This is a genomic window from Aeromicrobium sp. WCS2018Hpa-31 (assembly GCF_031843905.1).
Classification (GTDB): Bacteria; Actinomycetota; Actinomycetes; order Propionibacteriales; family Nocardioidaceae; genus Aeromicrobium.
Window position 1 is genome coordinate 111142 of the sequence record NZ_JAVTJF010000005.1, and the last position, 22304, is coordinate 133445.

The 22304-nt window shown below is 73.7% G+C and carries 24 protein-coding genes; 14 read left to right on the forward strand and 10 right to left on the reverse strand.

The features are described from left to right. Position 1 precedes the first annotated feature (1 nt). The 5 genes from RQG84_RS07750 to RQG84_RS07770 form a co-directional block, all read right to left on the reverse strand. On the reverse strand, positions 2-766 hold the full coding sequence (locus RQG84_RS07750) for a LytTR family DNA-binding domain-containing protein (protein ID WP_311209553.1): 765 nt from the start codon (positions 764-766) through the stop codon (positions 2-4). A 20-nt stretch (positions 767-786) separates the two neighbouring features. Continuing rightward, positions 787-1917 (reverse strand): sensor histidine kinase, encoded by a 1131-nt coding sequence (locus tag RQG84_RS07755; RefSeq protein WP_311209554.1) that lies wholly within the window; start codon positions 1915-1917, stop codon positions 787-789. A 336-nt stretch (positions 1918-2253) separates the two neighbouring features. After that, positions 2254-2865 (reverse strand): energy-coupling factor transporter transmembrane protein EcfT, encoded by a 612-nt coding sequence (locus tag RQG84_RS07760; RefSeq protein ID WP_311209555.1) that lies wholly within the window; start codon positions 2863-2865, stop codon positions 2254-2256. A gap of 24 nt (positions 2866-2889) precedes the next feature. Further along, positions 2890-3585: an energy-coupling factor ABC transporter ATP-binding protein gene (locus RQG84_RS07765; protein WP_055969713.1), complete on the reverse strand. Its 696-nt coding sequence runs from the start codon at positions 3583-3585 to the stop codon at positions 2890-2892. A 41-nt stretch (positions 3586-3626) separates the two neighbouring features. Further along, positions 3627-4235, reverse strand: a complete 609-nt coding sequence (locus RQG84_RS07770; protein ID WP_311209556.1) for a biotin transporter BioY — start codon at positions 4233-4235, stop codon at positions 3627-3629. Positions 4236-4348: 113 nt separating this feature from the next. On the opposite strand from RQG84_RS07770, the gene RQG84_RS07775 reads away from it, so the two are divergent. Beyond that, entirely contained in the window at positions 4349-4831 is a 483-nt protein-coding gene (locus RQG84_RS07775) for a TetR family transcriptional regulator (protein WP_311209557.1), read from the forward strand. A gap of 21 nt (positions 4832-4852) precedes the next feature. Here the strand turns inward: RQG84_RS07775 and RQG84_RS07780 are convergent, their stop codons facing one another. From RQG84_RS07780 to RQG84_RS07790, 3 genes are all read right to left on the reverse strand, one after another. Next, positions 4853-5506 carry a methyltransferase domain-containing protein gene (locus RQG84_RS07780; RefSeq protein WP_156366727.1) on the reverse strand — a complete coding sequence of 218 codons (654 nt, stop codon included), beginning with the start codon at positions 5504-5506 and terminating at the stop codon, positions 4853-4855. 10 nt (positions 5507-5516) lie between these two features. Next, a complete protein-coding gene (locus RQG84_RS07785; protein WP_311209558.1) occupies positions 5517-6266 on the reverse strand; it encodes an FkbM family methyltransferase in 750 nt (249 codons plus the stop codon). 89 nt (positions 6267-6355) lie between these two features. Next, positions 6356-7054: an FkbM family methyltransferase gene (locus RQG84_RS07790; RefSeq protein ID WP_311209559.1), complete on the reverse strand. Its 699-nt coding sequence runs from the start codon at positions 7052-7054 to the stop codon at positions 6356-6358. A 190-nt stretch (positions 7055-7244) separates the two neighbouring features. On the opposite strand from RQG84_RS07790, the gene RQG84_RS07795 reads away from it, so the two are divergent. From RQG84_RS07795 to RQG84_RS07835, 9 genes are all read left to right on the forward strand, one after another. Beyond that, positions 7245-7916: an FkbM family methyltransferase gene (locus RQG84_RS07795; protein WP_311209560.1), complete on the forward strand. Its 672-nt coding sequence runs from the start codon at positions 7245-7247 to the stop codon at positions 7914-7916. Between the two features lie 92 nt (positions 7917-8008). Beyond that, positions 8009-9142, forward strand: coding sequence for a hypothetical protein (locus RQG84_RS07800; protein WP_311209561.1), 1134 nt, complete (start codon positions 8009-8011; stop codon positions 9140-9142). A gap of 30 nt (positions 9143-9172) precedes the next feature. Next, positions 9173-10441 (forward strand): oligosaccharide flippase family protein, encoded by a 1269-nt coding sequence (locus tag RQG84_RS07805; protein ID WP_311209562.1) that lies wholly within the window; start codon positions 9173-9175, stop codon positions 10439-10441. 11 nt (positions 10442-10452) lie between these two features. Next, complete coding sequence (locus RQG84_RS07810) at positions 10453-11049, forward strand: serine O-acetyltransferase (RefSeq protein ID WP_311209563.1); 597 nt, start codon at positions 10453-10455, stop codon at positions 11047-11049. Then, positions 11046-11900 carry a methyltransferase domain-containing protein gene (locus RQG84_RS07815; RefSeq protein ID WP_311209564.1) on the forward strand — a complete coding sequence of 285 codons (855 nt, stop codon included), beginning with the start codon at positions 11046-11048 and terminating at the stop codon, positions 11898-11900. The genes RQG84_RS07810 and RQG84_RS07815 overlap by 4 nt, the downstream gene beginning before the upstream one ends. Before the next feature lie 82 nt (positions 11901-11982). Continuing rightward, entirely contained in the window at positions 11983-12234 is a 252-nt protein-coding gene (locus RQG84_RS07820; RefSeq protein ID WP_055969676.1) for a hypothetical protein, read from the forward strand. A gap of 3 nt (positions 12235-12237) precedes the next feature. Continuing rightward, entirely contained in the window at positions 12238-13620 is a 1383-nt protein-coding gene (locus tag RQG84_RS07825; RefSeq protein WP_311209565.1) for a class I adenylate-forming enzyme family protein, read from the forward strand. Then, entirely contained in the window at positions 13617-14405 is a 789-nt protein-coding gene (locus tag RQG84_RS07830) for an SDR family oxidoreductase (protein WP_311209566.1), read from the forward strand. The genes RQG84_RS07825 and RQG84_RS07830 overlap by 4 nt, the downstream gene beginning before the upstream one ends. Then, entirely contained in the window at positions 14402-15235 is an 834-nt protein-coding gene (locus RQG84_RS07835) for an SGNH/GDSL hydrolase family protein (protein WP_311209567.1), read from the forward strand. Before RQG84_RS07830 ends, RQG84_RS07835 begins: the two co-directional genes overlap by 4 nt. A gap of 15 nt (positions 15236-15250) precedes the next feature. Here the strand turns inward: RQG84_RS07835 and RQG84_RS07840 are convergent, their stop codons facing one another. After that, positions 15251-16708: a GuaB1 family IMP dehydrogenase-related protein gene (locus tag RQG84_RS07840; protein WP_311209568.1), complete on the reverse strand. Its 1458-nt coding sequence runs from the start codon at positions 16706-16708 to the stop codon at positions 15251-15253. Between the two features lie 140 nt (positions 16709-16848). On the opposite strand from RQG84_RS07840, the gene RQG84_RS07845 reads away from it, so the two are divergent. Further along, complete coding sequence (locus RQG84_RS07845) at positions 16849-17934, forward strand: glycosyltransferase family 4 protein (RefSeq protein ID WP_311209569.1); 1086 nt, start codon at positions 16849-16851, stop codon at positions 17932-17934. On the opposite strand, the gene RQG84_RS07850 is transcribed toward RQG84_RS07845, so the two are convergent. Then, the gene (locus RQG84_RS07850; protein ID WP_311209570.1) at positions 17894-18970 is read right to left on the reverse strand and encodes a glycosyltransferase family 4 protein; all 1077 of its coding nucleotides are present in this window, start codon (positions 18968-18970) and stop codon (positions 17894-17896) included. The two genes, RQG84_RS07845 and RQG84_RS07850, sit on opposite strands and share 41 nt — an antisense overlap. 295 nt (positions 18971-19265) lie before the next feature. Between RQG84_RS07850 and RQG84_RS07855 the strand changes: the two genes are divergently transcribed. The 3 genes from RQG84_RS07855 (at position 19266) to RQG84_RS07865 (ending at position 22303) form a co-directional block, all read left to right on the forward strand. Next, a complete protein-coding gene (locus RQG84_RS07855) occupies positions 19266-20270 on the forward strand; it encodes a class I SAM-dependent methyltransferase (RefSeq protein WP_056572949.1) in 1005 nt (334 codons plus the stop codon). Next, complete coding sequence (locus RQG84_RS07860; protein ID WP_311209571.1) at positions 20263-21351, forward strand: GDP-mannose 4,6-dehydratase; 1089 nt, start codon at positions 20263-20265, stop codon at positions 21349-21351. Before RQG84_RS07855 ends, RQG84_RS07860 begins: the two co-directional genes overlap by 8 nt. Before the next feature lie 127 nt (positions 21352-21478). Then, the gene (locus RQG84_RS07865) at positions 21479-22303 is read left to right on the forward strand and encodes an FkbM family methyltransferase (protein ID WP_311209572.1); all 825 of its coding nucleotides are present in this window, start codon (positions 21479-21481) and stop codon (positions 22301-22303) included. The last annotated feature ends 1 nt before the right edge of the window (position 22304 follow it).

Genomic DNA, 22304 nt, shown 5'->3' on the forward strand with positions numbered 1-22304 from the left:
GTCAGCGGCTCCGGTCGTGGATCCGGTCGCGCAGGAGCGGGGTGTGGCGTCGGGAGACCTGCAGCTCGGTGAGCTCGTCGCCGCGGGGCACCACCACGCTGCAGCGGCCGGCCTGCATGCGGACCTCGCGGACGTGCGCGAGGTTCACGGCGATGCTGCGGTGGATGCGCACGAAGCCGGCGTCGGACCAGGCGTCGACGAGTCCGGTCAGGGGGGTGCGCAGCAGGTGGCCGTGGCCGTCGGCGGTGTGCAGGCGCACGTAGTCGCCCTGCGCCTCGACGTGCGTGATGGTGGAGCGCCGCACGAAACGGGTCACGCCACCGAGCTCGACGGGGATCGTCTCGTCGGTCTCGGGTGTCGCCTCCCCGACGTCGACGGCCCGCCGGATGCTCTCGCGCAGACGCTCCTCGCGGATGGGCTTGAGGAGGTAGTCGACGGCGCCCAGCTCGAAGGCGTCGACCGCGTGGTTGTCGTGCGCCGTGACGAACACGATCCGCGGCGGCGTGCGGAACTGCCCGACGATGCGGGCCACGTCGATGCCGGACAGGCCGGGCATCGCGACGTCGAGGAACGCGAGGTCGATCCGGTCGGCCTCGAGCTTGCGCAGGGCCTCGGCTCCGGAGCTCGCCGTCTCGACGACGCCGACGCGGTCGTCGCGCCCGAGCAGGTAGACGAGCTCGTCGAGCACGGGCTGCTCGTCGTCGACGACGAGCGCGCGCAGGCCCGGAGCGGGCTCGGCGTGGCGCGTGCCGGCGACGTCGTCCATCCGGGGAGTGTAGAGCGACATCACGTCCGCGCGTCGGGCGAGAACTTCGGGATCCGCAGCGAGACCTTCGTGCCCAGGCCGGGGGCCGTCTCGACCACGATCCCGTGGTCGTTGCCGTAGACGGCGCGCAGGCGCTGGTCGACGTTGGCCAGCCCGATCGACCCGCCGCTCGCCCGACCGGCGAGGGCCTCGCGCACCACCTCGGGGTCGCTGCCCACGCCGTCGTCCTCGATCTCGATGAGACAGGCGGTGCCGACGTCGCGCGCGACGACCGTGATGTGTCCGGGGCCGTCCTTCGGCTCGATGCCGTGGCGCACCGCGTTCTCGACGAGGGGCTGCACCGCCAGGAACGGCAGGGCGACGTTGAGCACCTCGGGCGCCACGCTCGACGTCACGCGCAGGCGGTCCCCGAAGCGGGCGTTCTCCAGCGCCAGGTAGCGCTCGATCGACAGCAGCTCGTCGGCGAGGGTCGTGAAGTCGCCGTGGCGGCGGAAGGAGTAGCGCGTGAAGTCAGCGAACTCCAGGAGCAGGCCGCGCGCCCGCTCGGGGTCGGTCCGCACGAAGGAGGCGATCGCGCCGAGGGAGTTGTAGATGAAGTGGGGCGAGATCTGGGCCCGCAGGGCGCGCAGCTCGGCCTCCATGAGCGCGGTCCGCGACGCGGCCAGCTCGCTCAGCTCGAGCTGGCTGGACATCCAGCGGGCCACCTCGGTGGTGGCTCGGACGATGCCGGCGGCGGGGTGGCTCGTGAGCACCACGAGGGTGCCGACGACCAGCTCGTCGACCACGAGCGGGGCGACCACCGCGCGGTCGGAGGCCTGGGTGCGGCCCTCGGCCAGCACGGCCTCCACGAGGGGCGCGGCCAGGGCGTGGTCGCCCTCGCCCGAGGAGGCGAGCACGCCGGTGCCATCGGTCAGTGCGGCGGGAGCCCCGCCCAGCAGGGCCCGGACGTGGGGCAGGGCGCCGGCGGCGCCGTCGGCGTCCAGCCCGGCCCGCAGGGCCGGAGCGGCCAGCGAGGCGGTGTGCAGGGTGGCGTAGGTGGCGAGGTCGTCGGGCCCGCCGAGGGCGGCGTCGGGGCGGCGTGACCGGACCCAGACGAGCCCCACGAGCGCCGTCACGATCACGCCGACCACGGCACCGAGCAGCGCATCCATCCCAGGACCGTAGCGCCTGGGTCGCGCAGCGGCGGTCGGTCGCGGTCGGGACTGCGCTTCCGCGGTTGGGCGTCGAGGCGGGGCTGCGTTGCTGCGGCTGGTCTCGGCGTCGGGGTGCGCTGGTGCGGCTGGGTCTCGTGGCGGCCCCCGAGAGGCCTCGACGGATCGGGAGCGTCGGGCTCGGCCGAGCTCCCCGGCCCCGCCCCGCGTTGTGACGACTTCGCGTCGATCTCGCGGCGATAGACCGACTCCAACGCGTCAGAACGCGGGTTTCGGACAGTTCCGGGGCATCCAGCCCCCTCCGACCGCCCCGGAAGTGTCCGAATCGGGGGCCCGTCAGTCGCCGAGGCCGCGCGCGGCGAGGGCGTCGCCGACGTCGTGGGCGTGGGCGACCGTGCGCACGGCGAACGGCGCGAGGGTGGCGCGGGGGCTGCGCTCGAGGCCCCGCGCCTTGGCGGCCTCGCGGGTCTCCTCGAAGAGCGTCATGACGGTGGGGATGGAGGAGATCGCCAGCGAGAAGGCGAGTGCGACGCGTTCGGGATCGACCCCGAGGGGGCGCAGCACGCCCGCGATGCGCACGATCGCGTCGAGCAGGTCGTCGGTGGCGGTCGTCGCGGTGAAGGTGGTGGCGAGCACGACGAGGGTCAGCGTCGTCGCCACGATCTCCACGGCCACCGGCCAGCCCCGCTGCCACGTCTGGAAGGCCGCCAGGACGGCGAGCACGACGAGGAGCGGGCGGATCCCCAGGGCCAGCGAGCGCCACGGCACCCCGGCGTGCACGGCCACGCCGGTCGCGAGGCCGAGCGCGACGACCGGCGGCCAGGGGCCGCGCAGGGCCACGACCAGCACGCCGACGACCACGACCCCGAGCAGCTTGCGACCGGTCGGGATCCGGTGCCAGATCGAGTCGCCGGGCACGTGCAGCCCCAGGGGGAGGGCCCGCCTCATCGACGCCGCCTCATCGACGCCGCCTCATCGCCGGGCGCTCTCGACGTAGTGCGCGACGGCGGCCTCCGGGTCGGCGTCGACGCTCACGCGCCCGTCCTCGACCACGAGCGCCCGGTCGCAGCGGCGCGCGAGGGCGAGGTCGTGCGTGACGAGGACGAGCTGCTGGGGCATGGAGAGCAGGCGTTCCTCCACCGCGCGGGCGTTGCGCAGGTCCAGCAGGGTGGTCGGCTCGTCGGCGACCACGACGGACGGCTCGCAGGCGAGCACGCCGGCGAGGGCCAGCATCTGCTGCTGACCGCCCGAGAGCGCGTGGACCGACGTGTCGGCGTGCTCGCCCAGGCCGATGTCGGCGAGCACGGCACGCGCGCGGGCCTCGCGCTCGCGCTTGTCGGGGACGTGACGGCGCAACGACAGCGCCACGTCCTCGAGCACGGTCGGCATCACGAGCTGCGCGGACGGCTGCGTGAACACGAAGCCCACGCGGCGACGCACCGCAGGACCGTCGGTGGCCACGTCGAGCCCGTCGACCCGCACGGTGCCGGTCGACGCGGTGACCAGGCCGTTCACGAGCCGCGCGAGCGTGGACTTGCCCGAGCCGTTGGCGCCCACGACGACGACCCGCTGCTCGGTGAGGCGCGCGCTGACGTCGCGCAGCAGCGTCACGTGACCGTCGGCGGTGGGGGCCGTGACGGTGACGTCGGTCAGCTCGATCGTCGCCATGGGGTCAGTCTCGCCCAGCCTTCAGGGGGTCCTCGCCGGGGTCATCGTCGCGCGAGCAGCTGCGGGAACGCGCGATGCACGGCGGCGGCCACGACCGCGGCGACGGCAAGCTTCACGAGGTCGGCCGGGACGTAGACCGCGGCGCCCTTGAGCGTCGTCCAGAGCGGCGTGTCCGCGTAGAGGGCGATGCCCAGGCCGCCGGCGAACCAGCAGATCGCCTCGCCGACCAGCCCCCCGACGGCGACGACGGCGGCCGTCACGGCCACGCCGGCGGCCCGGGCGCGCTCGACCGCGAAGCCGACCGCGAGGGCGACGAACGGGAACGACCACAGGTACCCGGCGGTGACGCCGACGAACGGGGCGAGACCGGCCTGGCCGCCGGCGAGCACCGGCAGACCGATCGCGCCCAGCGCCAGGTAGAGCGCGATGGCCAAGAACCCGCGCCGCGCGCCGAGCACCCCGCCGGCCAGGAAGACGGCGAACAGCTGCAGGGTGACCGGCACGCCGTTGACGCCGAAGGGCAGGGCGGCCACCACGGCGCACACCGCGGTGAGGGCCGCGAACACCGCCACGAGCGCGAGGTCGGTGGTGGTGAGGCGGCGTGAGCGCGGCGAGGTGGTGCCGGACTGGGGTGTGCTGGTGCTGGGCATCGTGCGTCCTTCGGCCAGTGGTCAGCGGAGGTGACCAGGGGACTGAACAGCGTTCAGGTGAACGCCGTTCAGGTAGTGTGGCACATCCGCGACCCGACCGGGAGGAGACCACCGTGGCGAACAGCCTCGACGACGTCGTGGCGGGCTCCCTGCGTGTGCTCGACTCCTACGGCCTGGAGTTCTGCACCATGCGCCGGGTGGCCGCCGAGCTCGGCGTGCAGCCCGGTGCGCTCTACCACCACGTGGCCGACAAGCAGACCCTCCTGGGCCTCATGGCCGACCGGATCGTGGCCGACGTCCAGGTCGACGCGGACCTCGCCGCCACGTCGAGCCGGCTGCGCGCCGCGATGCTGGCGGTGCGCGACGGTGCCGAGGTGGTGGCCACGACCGCCGCGTTCCGGCTCGGGGTCTTCGCGCTCGAGGAGGCGCTCGCCGCGCACAGCGACCGCGACGTCGCCCGCACCCTGCTGCTCTACGTCGTGGGGCACACCCAGGCCACCCAGCTGCACCGCCAGGCCGCCGCCGTCGGCATCGTCGAGGCCGACCCCGACCTCGACGCCTCGTTCGAGCGCGGGCTCGCGATCATCCTGGACTGACGCCGGACCTCGTCGAGGAGGTCAGCGCACCGCCTCGACGGCCATCTGGGCGCCGCCCTCCATCACCCGGTTGTCGAGACCGTCGAGCTCGGGGTGGACGCTGCTGCCCAGCTCGGCACGCACCACGGACGAGAAGCCGGCCCGTTCGAGCTCGGCGGAGAGGGCGGCGAAGTCGTACACGTAGCCCTCGTGGTGCCCGAAGGAGGCGATGGGGATGCGGACCCAGTCGAGCGGGTGCTCCACCGTGAGCCCGACCTCCTCGTAGATGGCGGCCTCGGCGTCGCCGCGTGGTGCCTTGCCCGCGAGGTAGCGCTCGACGTGCGCGCCCAGGTCGGGGGTGACCATGCGGATCACGCCGCCGGGCCGCAGGCAGCGGTAGGCCTCGGCGAACATGACGCGGCCCGCCTCGAGCGGCAGGTGCTCGACGACGTTGTCGGAGTAGACGTGGGAGAGGGCCCCGTCCTCGATCGGCCAGGTCTGCGTGGCGTCGAGGTAGTGGCGGGTCACGGCGTTGACGTTCGTGACCACCCAGCCGGGCCGGGGCGCCAGCCCACCGACCTCGAGCTTGAACGGCCGCGCGGCGGCGTCGATGGCCCGGGTCGCGCGGGTGCGGGCCACGGGTGTGTTGACGGCCATGACGACGGGACGGACGACGGAGCGGACACGAGGGTGCACGAGGACCAACCTAGAGATCGTGGGACGTGAGGACGAAGAGGCCGTCGACCTGCAGCAGACGTCCCTGCTGGTCGGAGAACCCGGGTTCGAGCTGGTGGATGCGGTAGCCGGCGGACCCCAGGTCCCGCACCAGCTCGTCGTGGAGCCGCTGTCCCGCGTAGAGCTCGACGAACGACAGCTCCAGCTGCAGGGCGGCGAAGCGGCCCACGAGGTCGCCGGCGCCGCGCAGCACCTCGTCCTCGAAGCCCTGGGTGTCGATCTTGACCATGGTGCGAGCGGGGTCGAGCCCGTGCTCCTCGACGACGGCGGCGAGCGTGGTGACCGTGACCGGCTCCGTGGCGACGTAGTCCGAGCCCGGCGCCGCCGTGCGGTGCGCCTCGGTCATCGCCCGCAGGGACGAGGAGTAGGAGTTCGCCGCGACGTTGATGGACGTCGTCCCGGCCTCGGCCCCCACCGCCTGGTGGTGCACCGTCCAGCGCTCGTCCTTGGCCGCGCGCCCGCTCAGGACGGCGAACGCGCCGGACAGCGGCTCGAACCCGATGATCCGGCCCTGGTAGCCGGCGCTGCGCAGCAGGGTCGCGAACTGGCCGACGTTCGCACCCACGTCGAGCACCGTGTCGACGTCGCGCGAGCGCAGCGTCCGGGCGAGGTGGCTCGCGTAGGAGCCCCTCCCGATCTGCAGGTCCGCGCGCTGCAGCGTCCGGCGCAGGGCGAGCTTGGCGGTCTCGCGTGCGCGGTTCGCGAACGTCTGGTCGGTCATGGGGCTCCCTCGGGCCTGGACGGGCACCCCTTCAACCCCACGGGACCGGCGAGGTTACGGGTGGTGCGGGCAGTCGGCGGCACGGTCGCTCAGCCCCGCACGAACACGCCGTCGGCCTGCAGGACGGGTCCGTCCGGCGAGGCGAAGCCGGACTCGATCGCCGCGAGCACGAAACCGTGCTCGTACGCCAGCGAGATCGCCTCGTCCACGAGCATCCCGCCGTCGTACAGCGGGACGAAGGAGAGCTCCAGCTGCAGGCCCACGGCCCGGTCGAGCGAGGCGCGACCGCCGGCCAGCACCTGCCGCTCGAAGCCCTGGGTGTCCAGCTTGAGGAAGGGGCGACGGGTGGGGTCCGTCCCGAGCTCGGCGTCGAGCGTCGAGACCGCCACCGTCTGGGTCGTGACGTAGTCGACCTGGGGCGCCGCTGCCCGGTGGCGGTCGTCCATGGGCAGCAGGGAGCTGCTGTCGCTGTTGGAGGCGACGTTGATCTCGGCGCTGCCGGGCTCCGACCCGAGCGCGCTGCGGCGTGCCTCCCACGCGGGGTCGTCGGCGCATGCGGCGGTGAGGTCGGCGTAGGCCTCGGCCAGTGGCTCGAAGGAGAGGATCCGCCCGCGGTACCCGAAGGCACGCACCTCCTGCGCGAAGCCGCCCCGCGCCGCACCGACGTCGACGACCAGGTCGACGCCGAGCCCGGCGAGCAGGCTCTGGCGGCGGGAGGCCGGGTGCCGACGCAGCGCGAGGCCGCGACGGGCGAGTCCGTGGACGGCGGCGTTCCTCAGCCAGGGCATGCAGGTCTCCTCTCGGGGCCGTGGGACCGACCCGGGCACGAATCTAGCCGTCCCGGGGCGGGCTCCGGGTGCCAACGAGGAGACGAGTCGCGCCGGGCCGGGAGTGGCGCGTCGTCGGGAACGCTGCCCCGGGGGAGTGTTCCCGACGCTAGAGTCGCCGAGTCGGGAAGCCGGATCGAAGGGGACCACGGTGTCACTGAGGATCGTCGCCGCGAAGGCTCGGACCAAGCTCACGATCTTCGCGCTCGAGGGGTTGCTGCGCCCGGAGCGTCCGCCGGGGATGCTGAGGTTCGGCACCTACTACGGCGGCTGGTGGATCCCCGAGGTCGATCCCTCGGGCGGACCCGCCTTCTGCGTGGGGGCCGGCACCGACGTCTCGTTCGACGTCGAGCTGCAGCGGCTCGGCTACACGGTGCACACCGCGGACCCGACCCCCGCCGCGGTCGAGCACGTGCGTCGTGAGCACCCGTCGCTCCACCTCCTGCCGGTCGGGGTCTGGACCGAGGACGGCGAGCTGAGCTTCGCCCAGGACGAGACCTGGAGCGAGTCGTGGGCGATCGACCCGCACGCCGACGCCGCCGGCAGCACGACCCCGGTGCGGTCCCTGCCCGTCCTGACCGTGCGGTCGCTCGTGGCGGCGGCCGGCGAGACCAGGGCCGGCCTGCTGAAGCTCGACATCGAGGGGGCCGAGCACGCCGTGCTGCGGCAGATGCTCGCGGACGACGTCCGACCGCGGGTGCTGTGCGTGGAGTTCGACGACCACCGCGTCCGGCACGTGCTCGCCTCGACGCGGCTCCTGAGGCGGCACGGCTACCGCCTGCTGCAGATCGAGGGCCTGAACTACATCTTCGTGCGGGACTGAGCGACCGCGTCGGAGGTCGCTCCCGGAAGGCGCTCCGCCCGCGGCGATCGATCTGTACTGTGGGCGCGGCCCCGGAGTCGACAGGAGTGCACATGGCGCAGAGCGGGACCACCCTCGTGGTCGAGCCCGACCACGGCGGACACCACTTCCAGTCGGTCTCCTTCGTCGTCGCCGAGGCGGGGTCGGTCGGCCCCGTGGTGCTCCTGACCTCGCAGGGTGCCGCGGCGACCGAGGAGTTCGAGGCGCACCTCGGCGCGCAGCACCGAGCCGGCGACCTCGTGCTGGTCGAGGCCCTCGTCGGCACGCAGCCGCCCACCGCCGACGTCGCGCGGGCCGTGGCGTCCTGCGGCGCGGGCTGCGCCGGACCGGTGCACGTCCTGGTCATGGACGGCGACCAGTCGCTGAAGCGGTGGTGGTGGGTCGCACCCCGCCACCTGAGGTGGCTGCGCCCCCGGGTCACCTTCATGCTGACGCGCTACCCGGCGCGGCTGGCGCCGACCGACCTGACGGGGTGGCGGCTGCGAGCACCCAAGGCCGCGCTCGCCCTCCTGGCGATGCTGCGGGGGTGCCTGCACCGCGTGGTGGGGTTCTCCGGCCGGGAGGACCTCGGCACGGGCGTCGTGGTTCGCCGCATCGGTGACCCGAACGTGTGCGAGGCCCACGCGCGCGACCGGACGCGCTGGCGAGGCGAGCTGGACCTGCCCGCCGACGCCACCCTGGTCGGGGTGTTCGGCCACGTGAGCGAGCGACGCAACGCCCCGATGATCCTCGAGGCGATCCTGGTCGAGGGGCTGGACGTCCTCCTGGTGATCGCCGGGTCTCTGACGCCGGAGGTGCGCGCCTGGGTCGACGGGCTGGACGAGGACTCGCGGTCCCGCCTGCTCGTGCGCGACGCCTACCTCGACAACTCGACGCTCGACCGCTACATCGCGGCGATGGACGCCGTCCCGCTGCTGCTCACCAACAACGGGCCCAGCGGGATCATGGGCAAGGCCGAGTCGGCGGGGGTCCCGGTCGTCACCGCAGGCTCCGTCGTGCGGGCCCGGGAGGCGCGCGCCCTGGGTGCGGGAGAGGCGTGCGACCTGGAGGTACGGTCCGTCGGCCGGGCGCTGCGCACCGTGCTCGCCCCCGGCTACCGGGTCACCACGCGCGACGTCGACCTCGTCAGCCCGGCCCGGTACGCCCGCGCCATGCTGGGCCTCCCGGGGCCGGACGGATCCCAGTGAGCCCCGCGTGAGCCCCCCAGTGAGCACCGAGTGAGCACCACCCGACAGCCCGGCCGGTGGGGCGAGCGGATCGCCTGGCTGGCGGTGGTGAGCGGCGGCTTCGTCGTCCAGCTGCTCATGACGGTGAGCGGCATCATCTCCGCGCGGCTGCTCGGGGTGGAGGGACGCGGCGAGGTGGCCCTCGTGGTGGCGCTCTCGGCCACGGGCGCGGCCCTGACCCTCGGTGGCAGCCTGCCCAACGTCGTCATCAAGCGACTGGCCGACCGCGGCGTCACGGCGCGTGACGGCATCGGCCACCTCGCGTCGCGGTGGTCGGTGCTGGCGGTGCTCTGCGCGGTCCCGTTCGGCATCGTCTTCGTCCTCGCCCACGGTGGGCTCTCCTCGTCGAGCACCTGGTGGCTCGGCGTCGCGGTGGTCCTGCTGGCCCTGGAGAACATGGCGTTCCGCATCGTCACGTCGGCGCTGCTCGGCGAGGGCGCTCCGATGGCGCGGGTCGCGCTCGCGACCCTGCTCCCGCAGACCTTCGTCACGCTCGCGCTGGTGGTCGTCCTCCTCGTCACCGACAGCGCCACGGCCCTCGGGGTCTGCCTGGTGATGGTGGGCTCGTTCGCGCTCGGTCTCGTCGTCGGGGTGCGCCTGCTCGCGCCCCGACGCGGAGGGGACCCGCTCGAGGAGTCCGACCTGTGGCGACTGGCCCGGTCCACCTACGTGGGCACGTTGGGACCGATCGACGGCCTGGGCCTCGACCGCATCCTCGTGGGCGCGGTCGCCGGCACGGTCTCGCTGGGCCTCTACGCCACCGCCGGGGCCCTCGCCTCGCTCGCGGCCATGCTGGGCTCCGGCATCGCCGTGGTGCTCCTGCCCCGCTTCTCCGCCGCCCAGGCCGCGGCCGACGGTGACGGCCGGCTCGTGCGCCGCAGCCTGGCCCTCTGCGTGGGTGTGCTCGTGCCCATCGTCGTCGTGGTGACCGTGCTCGCCGAGCCCGTCATCGAGATCGCCTTCGGCCCTGCGTTCCTCGACGCCGTGCCGATCGCCCACTGGCTCGTCCCCGCGATGGGGCTGCTGGGCCTGCGCCGCGTGCTCATCGCCATCCTGCAGGGGCGGGAGCGCGGCGGCACGGCCTCGCGGATCGAGTTCGCGCTGACCCCCGTCATGGTCGTCGGCGTGGTGCTGGCGGCGGGGTCGGAGTCGGCGACCGCGGTGGCGATCGTGCTGCTGGGCGTGGCGATCGCGAGCGTGTCGCTGCTGTCGATCGCGGTTTGGCGCACAACGCCCCGAACCCACCCTCCGGTGCCCTAGGCTGACGCTCGATGGTCACCGAATCCGGGGTCGCCTCGTCGCCCGACCACCTCAGCTTCTCCCAGCTCGTCTTCTCCGACTACGAGCGCTACCGCCCGGGAGCGCGGGCCTCGTGGCCCGCCGTCGTCGCGCGGCTGCCCTCGTTGCCCGGGCTGCTGGCGAGCCTGCTCCTGCGCACCCAGCAGTGCCTGCACCGCTCGGGCCGTCGCCGGCTCGCCGACCAGCTGCGCACCCTCGCCAACGTGCTCATCGGCGCCGACTTCGGTGCCGGGATGACGATCGGACCCGGCTTCATGATGGCCCACCCCGTGGGCACCACCATCGGCTTCGGGCTGGTCATCGGCCGTGACGTCACGTTCGCCGGCGGGGTCACCTGCGCCGCGCGCTACTACGACGAGCGCGGTGCCGAGGGCCAGGAGTTCGCCACGATCGGCGACGGGGCGGTCATCGGCGCCAACGCCGTGCTCGTCGGAGGCGTCACGATCGGGCGTCGCGCCATGGTCGGCGCCAACTCCGTGGTCCTGTCCGACGTGCCCGACGGCGCCGTCGTCATGGGCTCGCCGGCCCGTCGGGTCGGCTCCCGCGACGTGACGGAAGCAGCCTCATGAGCCAGGGACCCACCTACGAGCCGGCCGCCCACTACGACCACGTCACGGCCGCGTGGCAGCTCCTCCTGGGCGACGAGCTGCACTACGGCGTGTTCGCCGACGGCGACGAGCCGCTCGACGTCGCCACCGCGGCGCTCACCCGCCGCATGGTCGAGGCCGCGCGCCTCCCGGAGGCCGCGGCCTCCGGCACGACGCTGCGCCTGCTCGACGTCGGCTGCGGCTCGGGCGGTCCGGCACGCGCCCTCGCGACCGGCTTCGGGGTCGAGGTCGTGGGCATCACCACGAGTGCCGTCGGCGTGGAGACGGCGCGGCAGCGCGCCGCCGACCTGGGCGTCGACGGGGTGAGCTTCGAGCAGCGCGACGGCACCGCGAACGAGTTCCCCGACGCGTCGTTCGACGTGGCGTGGGCCCTGGAGTCGGCGCACCTGATGCGTGACCGTCCTGCGCTGCTGTCCGAGTGCGCCCGGGTGGTCCGTCCCGGCGGCCGTGTGGTCCTCTGCGACCTGCTGCGACACCGCGAGATCCCCTTCGCCGAGGTGCGCGCACGACGCCAGGACTTCGCGACCCTGCGCGAGGCCTTCGGCGACGCCCACTTCGAGCCGCTCGCCTACTACGCCGACGGACTGGCTGCGCTCGGCCTCGAGGTGGAGGTGGCCGACGACCTCACGCAGTCGACGCTTCCCACCTTCGACCGCTGGCGCGCCAACGCCGTCACCCACCGCGACGAGGTGGTCGAGCTCATCGGGCAGGAGGGGCACGAGGCCTTCGTGCGCTCGTGCGACGTGCTCGAGGCGTTCTGGCGCGACGGCACCTTCGGCTACGGCCTCGTGGCCGCCCGTCGACCCGACTGAGTCCGTACGTGACGCCCGCCCGGTCACGTCGTTGTGCACGGCGTGGCGGACCAGCCACCTTCCCCGAGACGCAGGAGACAGCATGAGCACCGCGCCCGCCGACGTCGAACGCACGGTCGTCGCGTTCCTCACGAGCCTCGACAAGCTGCCCGAGGGCTTCGACGCCACGACGCCGCTCTACGTCGGGGGCGCCGACCTGGACTCGCTCGAGACCGCCGAGCTGTCGGCCACGCTCGAGGACGAGCACGGCAGCGACCCCTACTCCGCGGGTGACATGCCGCAGACGCTCGCGGACATCCAGGCGTTCTACGCCTCGGTCGCCGGCGCCTCCTAGACCGTGGTGCACGAGCTGCTGCGCCGGGTCGCCGTCGTCGACCCCGACCGGGTGGCCGTCGTGACCCACGACGGCTCGTGGACGTACGCGCAGCTCCTCGAGGCCGCCGAGCGTGCGGCATCGGCACTGACCGACCTCGCCGGCGACGCGCAGGGCGGCCGCCGGCTCGGCGTCGTCGACTTCGAGGCGGCCGACGTCGTGCCGCTGCTCGCAGCCGCCTCGCTGGTGGGGGCGGAGGTCTGTCTCTACCCGCCGGTGGAGCCGGACGAGGTCGCCGACCTGGCACGTCGGCTCGACCACGACGCGCTCGTGACCGACCGCGACGACCTCGACGGGGCCGCCGCCACCGTGCTCGACGTCCGCGACCTGCTCGACGACGGCCCCCGCGGGCCCTCCGTCGCGGCAGTCGCGGAGGGTGACGCCCGCCCCCACCTCGTCCTCACCACCGGCACCACCGGGGCACCGCGGGGCGTGCGGCACGACTGGGAGCGGCTGCTGCGCGGGGTCCGCCGGGTCGGCCCCGCTCCCGAGCAGCGCTGGCTGCTGGCCTACGGCCTGCACCAGTTCGCCGGGCTGCAGGTCCTGCTGCACGTGCTCGCCGCCGGCGCCACGCTCGTGGCTCCCGCACCGCGCCGCCCCCGCGAGGGCCTGGCCGCCATGCGCGCGCTCGGCGTCACCCACGCCAGCGCCACCCCCACCTACTGGCGCTTCCTGCTGGCCGAGGCGCGCGGCGACGGTCTCGGTCTCCCGCCGCTCGAGCAGGTCACGATGGGTGGGGAGGCGATCCCCGGTCCGCTGCTCGGCGACGTGCACGCGGCGTTCCCCTCCGCCTCGGTGTCGCAGGTCTACGCCGCCTCCGAGTTCGGCTCCACCGGGTCGCAGCGCGATGACCGCCCGGGCCTCTCGACCGACGTCCTCGACCGCGGCGACGACGCCGACGTCGACCTGCGGATCGTCGACGGCGAGCTGTGGATCCGGTCGCGCACCGGCATGCTCGGGTACCACGGCGACGAGCCGGTCGACCCCGACGCGTGGCGCCCCACCGGGGACCTCGTCGAGGTCGTCGACGACCGCATCCTCTTCCGCGGCCGGTCCTCGGAGGTGATCAACGTCGGCGGGGTCAAGGTCCACCCGCTGCCGATCGAGGAGCGCGTCGGGGCCGTGCCCGGCGTCGACGTCGCCCGGGTGTTCGCCCGCCCCAACCCCATGACGGGGTCGGTCGTGGCGCTCGAGGTCGTGGCCGCACCCGGACACGACCACGACGCCCTCAAGGCGAGCCTCAAGGCCGCCTGCGCCGACCTCCCACCCGCAGCCCGCCCCCGCAGCATCCGCTTCGTCGACGACGTCGCGACCGCCGGCGGGAAGATCGTCAGGAGACAGCAGTGACCAGTACCGAGCAGACCGGGCAGACCGAGCAGACCGGGCAGACCGAGCAGCCTGGCGGCCGCGTCGTCATCGTCACCGGCGGCAGTCGTGGCCTGGGTGCCGGCATCGTCCGCTCCTACCTCGCCGAGGGCGACCTGGTGGCCACGTGCTCGCGCAGCCGCACCGACGAGGTCGACGCGTGGGAGTCCGACCCGGCCACGGCCGACCGCTTCCTCTTCCAGCCGGCCGACCTGTCGCGCGTGGAGGACGCCGAGGCGTTCGTGAAGGCCGTCGTCGATCGGTGGGGACGGGTCGACGTCCTGATCAACAACGCCGGGGTGGCGCGCGACGGGATCCTGGCACTGTTCTCCGACGACGACGTCGACACGGTCGTCGACCTCAACATCAAGGGCACCGTCTACATGACCCGCCTGGTCAGCCGCCGCATGCTCGCGCGGCGCAGCGGCCACATCGTCAACATCTCGTCCATCGTCGGCCTGTCGGGCTACCGGGGACTCGCCGTGTACAGCGCGTCGAAGGCCGCGCTCGACGGCATGACCCGTGCCCTCGCCCGTGAGCTCGGCTCGCGGGGGATCGTGGTCAACGGCATCGCCCCCGGCTACCTGCGCACCGAGATGAGCCACGGGCTCGACGAGGGCCAGCTGGTCCAGATCGAGCGGCGGACCCCGGCCGGTCGCCTCGGCGACCCCGAGGACATCGCCCGCGTGTGCCGGTTCCTCACCGACCCCGCGAACACCTACCTCACCGGGCAGGTCCTCGTCGTCGACGGTGGTCTGACGGCGTGACCACCCCGGACCCGTCCGGGGCGGACGGCGCGCCGGCGCTGCCGCTGCCGGTCCGCGTGCTCGTCAAGGGTGCGTCGACCGTCAACTGGATCTCGTGGATGGGCGGCCCCCGGACCGACTTCATCCTGCCGCGGGTCATCGAGGAGCGACTGCTCGCGAGCGGCCGGCCGTGCACCGTCCACACCTACAGCGTCGCGTCGGAGCCCACCCACGGCGTCCTGCAGACGTGGGAGCGCGAGGTCCTGGGCTTCTCGCCCGACGCCATCGTGCTCGTCTACGGCCACTACGAGACCATCCACCTGCTGCTGCCCCGGTGGCTCGAGCGTCATGCCAACAGCCTGCGTGGTCGGCCGCGCCGCCTGCGCCTCGTCTACCGCGACCGGCTCGTGCGACCGGCCTGGATGCTGCTCGCGCGGGCACAGGCCGCCGTCGACGCGCGGTGGGGGAGCCGGCTGCGCACCCGGCGCCACGAGAAGGTCGTCGCCGACCTCGAGACCTACATCCGGCACGTGCGCACGGTCGGCCACCCGCTCGTGCACCTCGTCGAGCTGCTGCCGCCGCACGAGAAGAAGGCCGGCTGGTTCCCCGGCATGCCTGCGCGCATCGCGCGGATGAACGACGCCCTGGAGGGGCTGGTGCGCCGGATCGACGACGACGAGGTCCGCTTCGTCCGTGTCGCCGACCTCGTCGACTCCGTCGCGGGCGGCGACCTCGCCACCGCGATCCCCGACGGCTTCCACTACTCCCCGGCCATGCACCGGGCCGTGGGGGAGCGCATCGCGGCGAGCATCACGCAGTGGGCCGAGGGGCAGCCCCACCTCGCTCCGTAGATCGCCGCCGGCCGATCACCAGGACCGGTGCAGCGGGCGTCCCTCGTCGTAGCCCGCAGCACTCTGGAGACCGACCACGGCATGCTCCGCGAACTCCGGCAGCGAGCGAGCGCCGGCGTAGGTGAAGCTCGAACGGACCCCTGCGGTGATGGCGTCCACCAGGTCCTCGACGCCCGGCCGCTCCGGGTCGAGGTACATGCGCGAGGAGCTGATGCCCTCCTCGAAGAGGGCCATCCGCGCGCGCTCGAAGCCGGCGGCGTCGCGGGTGCGGTTGGCCACCGCACGCGAGCTGGCCATGCCGAACGACTCCTTGTAGGCCCGTCCGTCGGCATCGACCTTGAGGTCGCCGGGGCTCTCGAGGGTCCCGGCGAACCACGACCCGATCATCACGTTGGCCGCACCGGCGGCGAGCGCGAGCGCGACGTCACGCGGGTAGCGGACCCCGCCGTCGGCCCACACGTGGGCGCCGAGCTCGCGCGCGGCGGCCGCGCACTCGAGCACTGCCGAGAACTGGGGGCGCCCGACACCGGTCATCATGCGCGTGGTGCACATGGCGCCCGGCCCGACGCCCACCTTCACGATGTCGGCACCGGCCGCGACCAGGTCGCGGACGCCGTCGGCCGAGACCACGTTGCCGGCCGCCACCGGGATGCGCCGGCCGGTCCGCGCGGCGACCTCGTCGCGGGCGTCGCGGACGAGCGGCAGGGCGTCGAGCATCTTGTGCTGGTGCCCGTGCGCGGTGTCGACGACGAGCACGTCGACACCGGCCTCGAGCAGCGCCAGGGCCTTGGCCCGCACGTCGCCGTTGATGCCGACCGCGGCGCCGACCACGAGGCGACCGTCCGGGTCGGTGGCGGGGGTGTAGATGGTGGAGCGCAGCGCGCCGGTGCGGGTGACGACGCCGACGAGACGACCGTCGTCGACGACCGGCGCGACCGCCAGGTGGCTTCCCGCCAGGGCGTCGAAGTAGTCCCGGGGGTCCAGACCGGCCGCGACGGTGCGCACGTCGGTCGACATGACCTCGTGGACCTGGGTGAAGCGGTCCACCTCGAGCCCGTCGCGCTCGGTGACCACGCCCAGCGGACGGCCGTCCTCGACGACGAGGAGGGCCCCGTGCGCGCGCTTGGGCAGCAGGCTGAGCGCCTCGCCGACCGTCATGCTCGGCGGGACGGTGACCGGGGTGTCGTACAGGGTGTGCGCGGCCTTGACCTGGCGGACGGTCGCGGCGACCACGTCGAGGGGGATGTCCTGCGGGATGATCGCGATGCCGCCGCGACGGGCGATCGTCTCCGCCATGCGTCGGCCCGAGATCGCCGTCATGTTCGCGACGACCAGCGGGATCGTCGTGCCCGTGCCGTCCTGGGTCGACAGGTCCGCGTCGAACCGAGAGGTGACGTCGGAGCGTCGCGGGACCATGAACACGTCGCTGTAGGTCAGGTCGTGGGCGGGCTGCAGCCGGTTGAGGAACTCCACCCGAGGAGTCTAGGCGGGACGCCCCGGTCGGCCCGGCCCGATCCGGCCGCATCCGGGCGCCGCGGTCCCTAGACTCCTGCGGAGGCCGACGAAGGGACGACGATGGCGCAGGTGACGGACGTCGACGCAGGGCTCGACGCGTGACGGGGTCGTCCGTCGTGGTGCGCGTCCTCGGGCCGCTCCCACCGCCGCCGCACGGGGTCGCCATGGTGACGCGGCACGTGCTGGAGCGGCTGCGCGAGGTCGACGACGCCCGCGTCGTCGTGCACGACACCGGGGCCGCGCCGCGCACGCTGCCGCAGCGGCTGCGCGCGATGCTCACGGGGGCGGTCGGCCTGCTCGCCCCGACCGGCGCGAGGCAGCGGGTCTACGTCGCCGGGGCGGCCGGAGAGCTGCTCTGGTTCCAGCTGGCGGTGGTGGGCCTCGCGCGGCTCCTTCGCCATCGCGCGGTCTTCCACCACCACACGTTCAGCTACCTGCACGAGCGGGCCCGCGTGATGGCCCTGCTGACCCGCGTCGGAGGTCCCCGCCTGGAGCACGTGGTCCTGTGCCCGGAGATGGGCGCGAGGCTGCAGGAGCTCTACCCGTCCGCCCGGACGGTCACGGTCTGCTCGAACGCGGGCCTGCTCGGGCCGTCGGAGCCTCGGCCCGCGTCCTCGGGTGCCGAGGAGACGCTCGTGCTCGGCATGCTCAGCAACCTCACCCTCGAGAAGGGGGTGGCGACGTCGATCGAGACCCTGCGCCGGCTGCTGGACGCCGGGGTGGCGGCGCGGCTCGTCCTCGCCGGACCCTGCGTGGGCGAGGAGGTCGAGCGGCTCGTGCTCGACGCGGTCGAGGACCTCGCAGGCCACCTGGAGTGGCTGGGGCCGCTCGACCCCGCCGAGGTCGACGGGTTCTACCGCGGGATCGACCTGTTCCTGCTGCCGAGCACGTACCCCACCGAGGCCGAGCCGCTCGTCGTCCTGGACGCCTCGCGCCACGGCGTGCCGTCGATCGTGCACGCGACCGGGTGCCTGCGGGGCATGGTCGGTGCGGGCCAGGCGATCGGCCTGGACGACGACTTCGCCGACCGTGCCACCGCGCTCGTCGTCGATGCCGCCGTCGAGGACCCCGAGCAGGTCGTCGAGCGCTTCGAGCGACGCCAGGCGTCCGGCCGCGACGCCCTGGCGTCGTTGCTCGCGCGGCTCAGCGGTCCGTCGAGCGCAGGGCGGCCGTCCGCCAGCTGAGCTGCTCGTGCAGGTGCTGGGCCCAGCCCGCCGAGCTCGTCCGGGCCCCGAGCGCCCGACTCACGTCGGACATGCCCGCCAGGCGGTCGGGCCCGGCCGCCGTGATCCGCGCCATCGCCTCGGCGAGCGCGTCCGCGTCGTCGCCCGGGACGGTCCACCCGTTGAGGCCGTCCTGGACGAAGAACGGCGCGGCACCGACGAAGTACGTCGACACGATCGGCAGCCCGCTGAGCGCACCCTCGTGCAGGGTGACGCCGTACGGCTCCACGCGGGAGGGGACGACCAGGCAGGACGACTCCTGCATGAGGCGGGCGACGTCGGTCGGCTGCTGGAAGCCGAGCATCCCGACGCCGGGGATCCCGTCGAAGCAGTCGGCCATCGGACCGATGCCGGCGACGTCGAGGGCCCACGGCTCGTCGACGCGCGAGCGGTAGGCGCGGTACGCCTCGGCCAGGACGTCCGCACCCTTGTGGTGGACCAGCCGGAGCGCGGCGAGGAAGCGTCGTCGGTCGGCGATCTCGGCTCCGTCGCGCGGGCCCGACCCGAACACCGTGGTGTCGGCGCTCAGCGAGCCGCGGATGACGTCGGCCTCGCCGAAGCCGAGCCGGCGGGCGAAGTACTCGGTGCGGTCGCTCGGCACCATCACGGCGTCGAAGAGCGAGCGCACCCACCACGGTGCGACGGCGCGACCGAGCCACTGCTTCGGGACGTTGCGCCAGATGTTGTCCATCCAGAGCACCCGCAGGGTGCCGGGCGGCAGCGCCTTGACGGCCTCCCGGAAGGGTGCGTAGTGCCACGAGTGCATCAGCACCGCGTCCGGGGCGAAGGCGCGGACGGCGTCGCGGACCTCACCCGGCGCGGGGTCGTCGCGCCAGGTGTGGAGCGTCGCGTACTCGTCGTGGCGGTGCGACGCGTACTCCGTGTTGGCGGTCTGCTCCTCCGTCGCGATCAGCAGCTCCACGCCACGCGCCGCGAGCTCGCGGCAGGCGGCGTCGTTGAAGCCGGCCCAGCCGGTGGCGAGGATCGCGACCCGCACGGGCTCAGCGGGCGCGCGCCGCGGTGCGGGCAGGGGTCGACGGGCGAGGATCCACGGGGGAACCCTAGCCTGACACGCTCGCCGGAGGCGCCGGTTCGGCCCGGGTCGTGCACCGAGGCCGTGACGCTGCGACACCCGTGACGCAGACGTCGTGCGTTTTCGCGTTTCGGCGCCCCGGAGCGCTCCCGATTCGGTACGTTGCACGGGATCCCGATCTCGTCCTGCCGTGACTGGCACGGCCCGAGGCACCGACGTCGCCCTGCCGAGCAGGAGGGGCGGACCCAGAAGGCGGAACATGTCCTCCACGCCCTCCGAGCCCGTGCGCCGGTCGCCCAAGGAGCGCGCGGCACGCGTCCTCCCCGCGACCGTCGTCGAGCGTCTCGACACCTTGGTCTTCAACGCCAGGAAGGGTCGTGTCCGGACGGTGCGCAAGGCCATGGGCGCCGCGGGCCTCAACGTGGTCAAGCGGTCCGACTACTACTCCACCCTGCCCGTGCTGGAGGACATCGAGCGCACCCGCGAGCGCTGGGACCGGCCGAGCGCCCTGGCCGGGCTCGACCTGGACGTGCCGGCGCTCACCGACCGGCTCCGCGCGCTGGCCGAGCGGTGGGAGGAGGAGTTCGTCGCGGTGACCGGCGACTACCTCGAGAACACGCGGCGCGGGTTCGGACCCGGGTACCCGCAGCTCGACGCGCGGACGCTCTACTACCAGCTGCGCGAGCACAAGCCGCGCCGCTACCTCGAGGTGGGGTCGGGGCTGTCGACCTACTACGCCTCCCTCGCCGCGGCGCAGAACGCCGCCGAGGGCTCGCCGCTCAGCCTCACCTGCATCGAGCCGTACCCGTTCGACGCCCTGCGCACCCTCCCCGACTTCGAGCTGGTCGAGGGCTTCGTGCAGGACGTGCCGCTCACGACCTTCGAGAACCTCGACGACGGCGACGTGCTGTTCATCGACTCCTCGCACGCTCTCAAGATCGACAGCGACGTGGCGTACCTCTTCCTCGAGGTGCTCCCGCGCCTGGCTCCCGGCGTGCACGTGCACATCCACGACGTGCACTTCCCGTACAACACGCCCTTCCCGGCCGACACCTGGTTGTTCGGCGAGCGCTGGCCCGTGTACTGGAACGAGGCCATGGTCGTGCAGACGTTCCTCGCCTTCAACTCGGCGTTCGAGGTCACGCTCTCGACCCCGCTGGTCAGGCACGCGGACGAGTCGGTCCTGACCTCGCTGCTCGACGACTACGTCCCGCTCGCCGACGACCCGAACCCGCCGTCGTCGCTGTGGATCCGCCGTGCCTGAGACTGCTCCCGTCCCCCCTCCGGGGACGGGGACGGAGTCCGCGACCGCCGGATCCCGACCGCAGGGTCGCGTCGCGCTGGTGACCGGCGTGGCCGGCCAGGACGGCATGTACGTCTCCCGCCTTCTGCTCAGCCGTGGCTGGACGGTCGTCGGCACGATCCGGCCGGGCACCCGCAGCGTCGAGCGCATGCGCCCGTACCTCGACGGCGTGACCCTGGTCGAGCACGACCAGCGCGACGTCGAGGGCTTCGAGCGGCTGCTCGAGGCCCACCGCCCGGACTCGGTGTACAACCTGGCGGGCTTCAGCGCCGTCCAGGCGAGCTGGCAGGCGGCCACGGAGGTCATGCTCACCAACAGCGTGGCGGTCGTCGACATGCTCGAGGCGATCGTGCGGCTCGGGGAGCGCACCGGCTCCATGCCCCGCTTCCTGCAGGCCTCGAGCGCCGAGATGTACGGACCGGCGACCACGGGCCCCCTGACGGAGGCGGTGGCGCACGACCCACGGACCCCGTACGCGGTGTCCAAGAGCGCCGCCCACTACGCCGTCAACGCCTATCGCGACCGGCACGAGGTGTTCGGCTGCGGGATGATCATGTTCAACCACGAGAGCCCGTTCCGTGGCCGCCAGTTCATCGCGGGCAAGGTCGCGCGGCTCGCCGCCGAGGTGTCCCGCGGTCTGCCGTCGCGCATGACCCTCGGTGCGCTCGACGTCGAGCGCGACTGGCTCTCCGCGGCCGACGTCGCCGCCGGTCTGGTGGCCGCGCTCGACCACGACGCACCGGGCGACTACATCCTCGCCACGGGGCACGGGCACACGCTGCGCGACATGCTGACGGTCGCGTTCGCGGCGGTGGGGCGGGACGACGCGCTCGACCACGTCGACCTCGAGCCCACCCTGTGGAGCGCGATCCAGGCGGCCCGGCTGGTCGGCGACCCGTCCCACGCCCGCGAGACACTCGGCTGGCGTCCGACGGTCGACTTCGAGCAGCTCGTCACGGGCATGGTCGAGGTGGAGCTGGAGCGGCTCGCGTCGGGGGTCGAGGAGTCGGCCCACTACCTCCGGCCGGACGGACGCCGATGAGTCCGACGAGTCCGCGCGAGACGGCCCCCGGAGCGGTCTCGCCGCACTACAGTGCTCAGTGGTGCGCGGACGTCGCGTCGCCGCTGCCGCGCGGCCCCGAGCCGCAACTTTCCCACGAGGTGTGACGATGGCGAGATCAGCAGGTCTGGTGGCCCGACGAGTCCGGCAGACGGTCGGGGGCTTCTCCAACGGTGTCGGCGTGCTGGGCGCGATCGCCCGCCGGTCCGTGACCGGGGGCCCGGCGGAGCTCGAGTACCGCACCAAGGACGGCCCCGCGCTGGTGATCCCGAACGAGGGCGGCGCGCGCGTGCCGGTCTACGAGATCCTCGTCGAGGACGAGTACCGGCTCGACTGGCTCACCGCCGGCCTGCGGGCCGACGCGGTCGTCCTCGACATCGGCGCCCACGTCGGCTGCTTCTCCGTGGCGGCGGCCCACCGTCTGCCCGGGGCGCGGGTCGACGCGTACGAGGCGTCGCCGACGACCTCCGGGTTCCTCACGCGCAACATCGCGCTGAACGACATGGGCACGCGCGTCCACGGCAACAACCTGGCCGTGCGGGCCGAGGCCGGTGAGCTCGAGATCGCCGACTACGGCGCCGCGAGCGGCCACAACGGCGTGCTGCACCTGGACGAGGCCGACGTCGCGCGGGTGACCGTCCCGGCGGTCTCGATGCGCGAGGCCCTGCACGTGAGCGGACGCTCGGCCGACGTCGTCAAGATCGACACGGAGGGCGGCGAGTACGACATGGTCCTCGGCTCCGACCCCGCCGACTGGAGCGGCGTCCAGCGCGTCGTGCTCGAGTACCACGACCTGCCCGGTCACTCGTGGGAGGAGCTGGAGACGTTCTTCGCGTCGGCAGGGCTCGCCCTCGCCGAGCGCAAGCCCTACGCCGACGGCCTGGGGCTGGCCTGGCTGAGCCGCAGCGGCGAGCCCGGCCCGGCGCCGCGCTGAC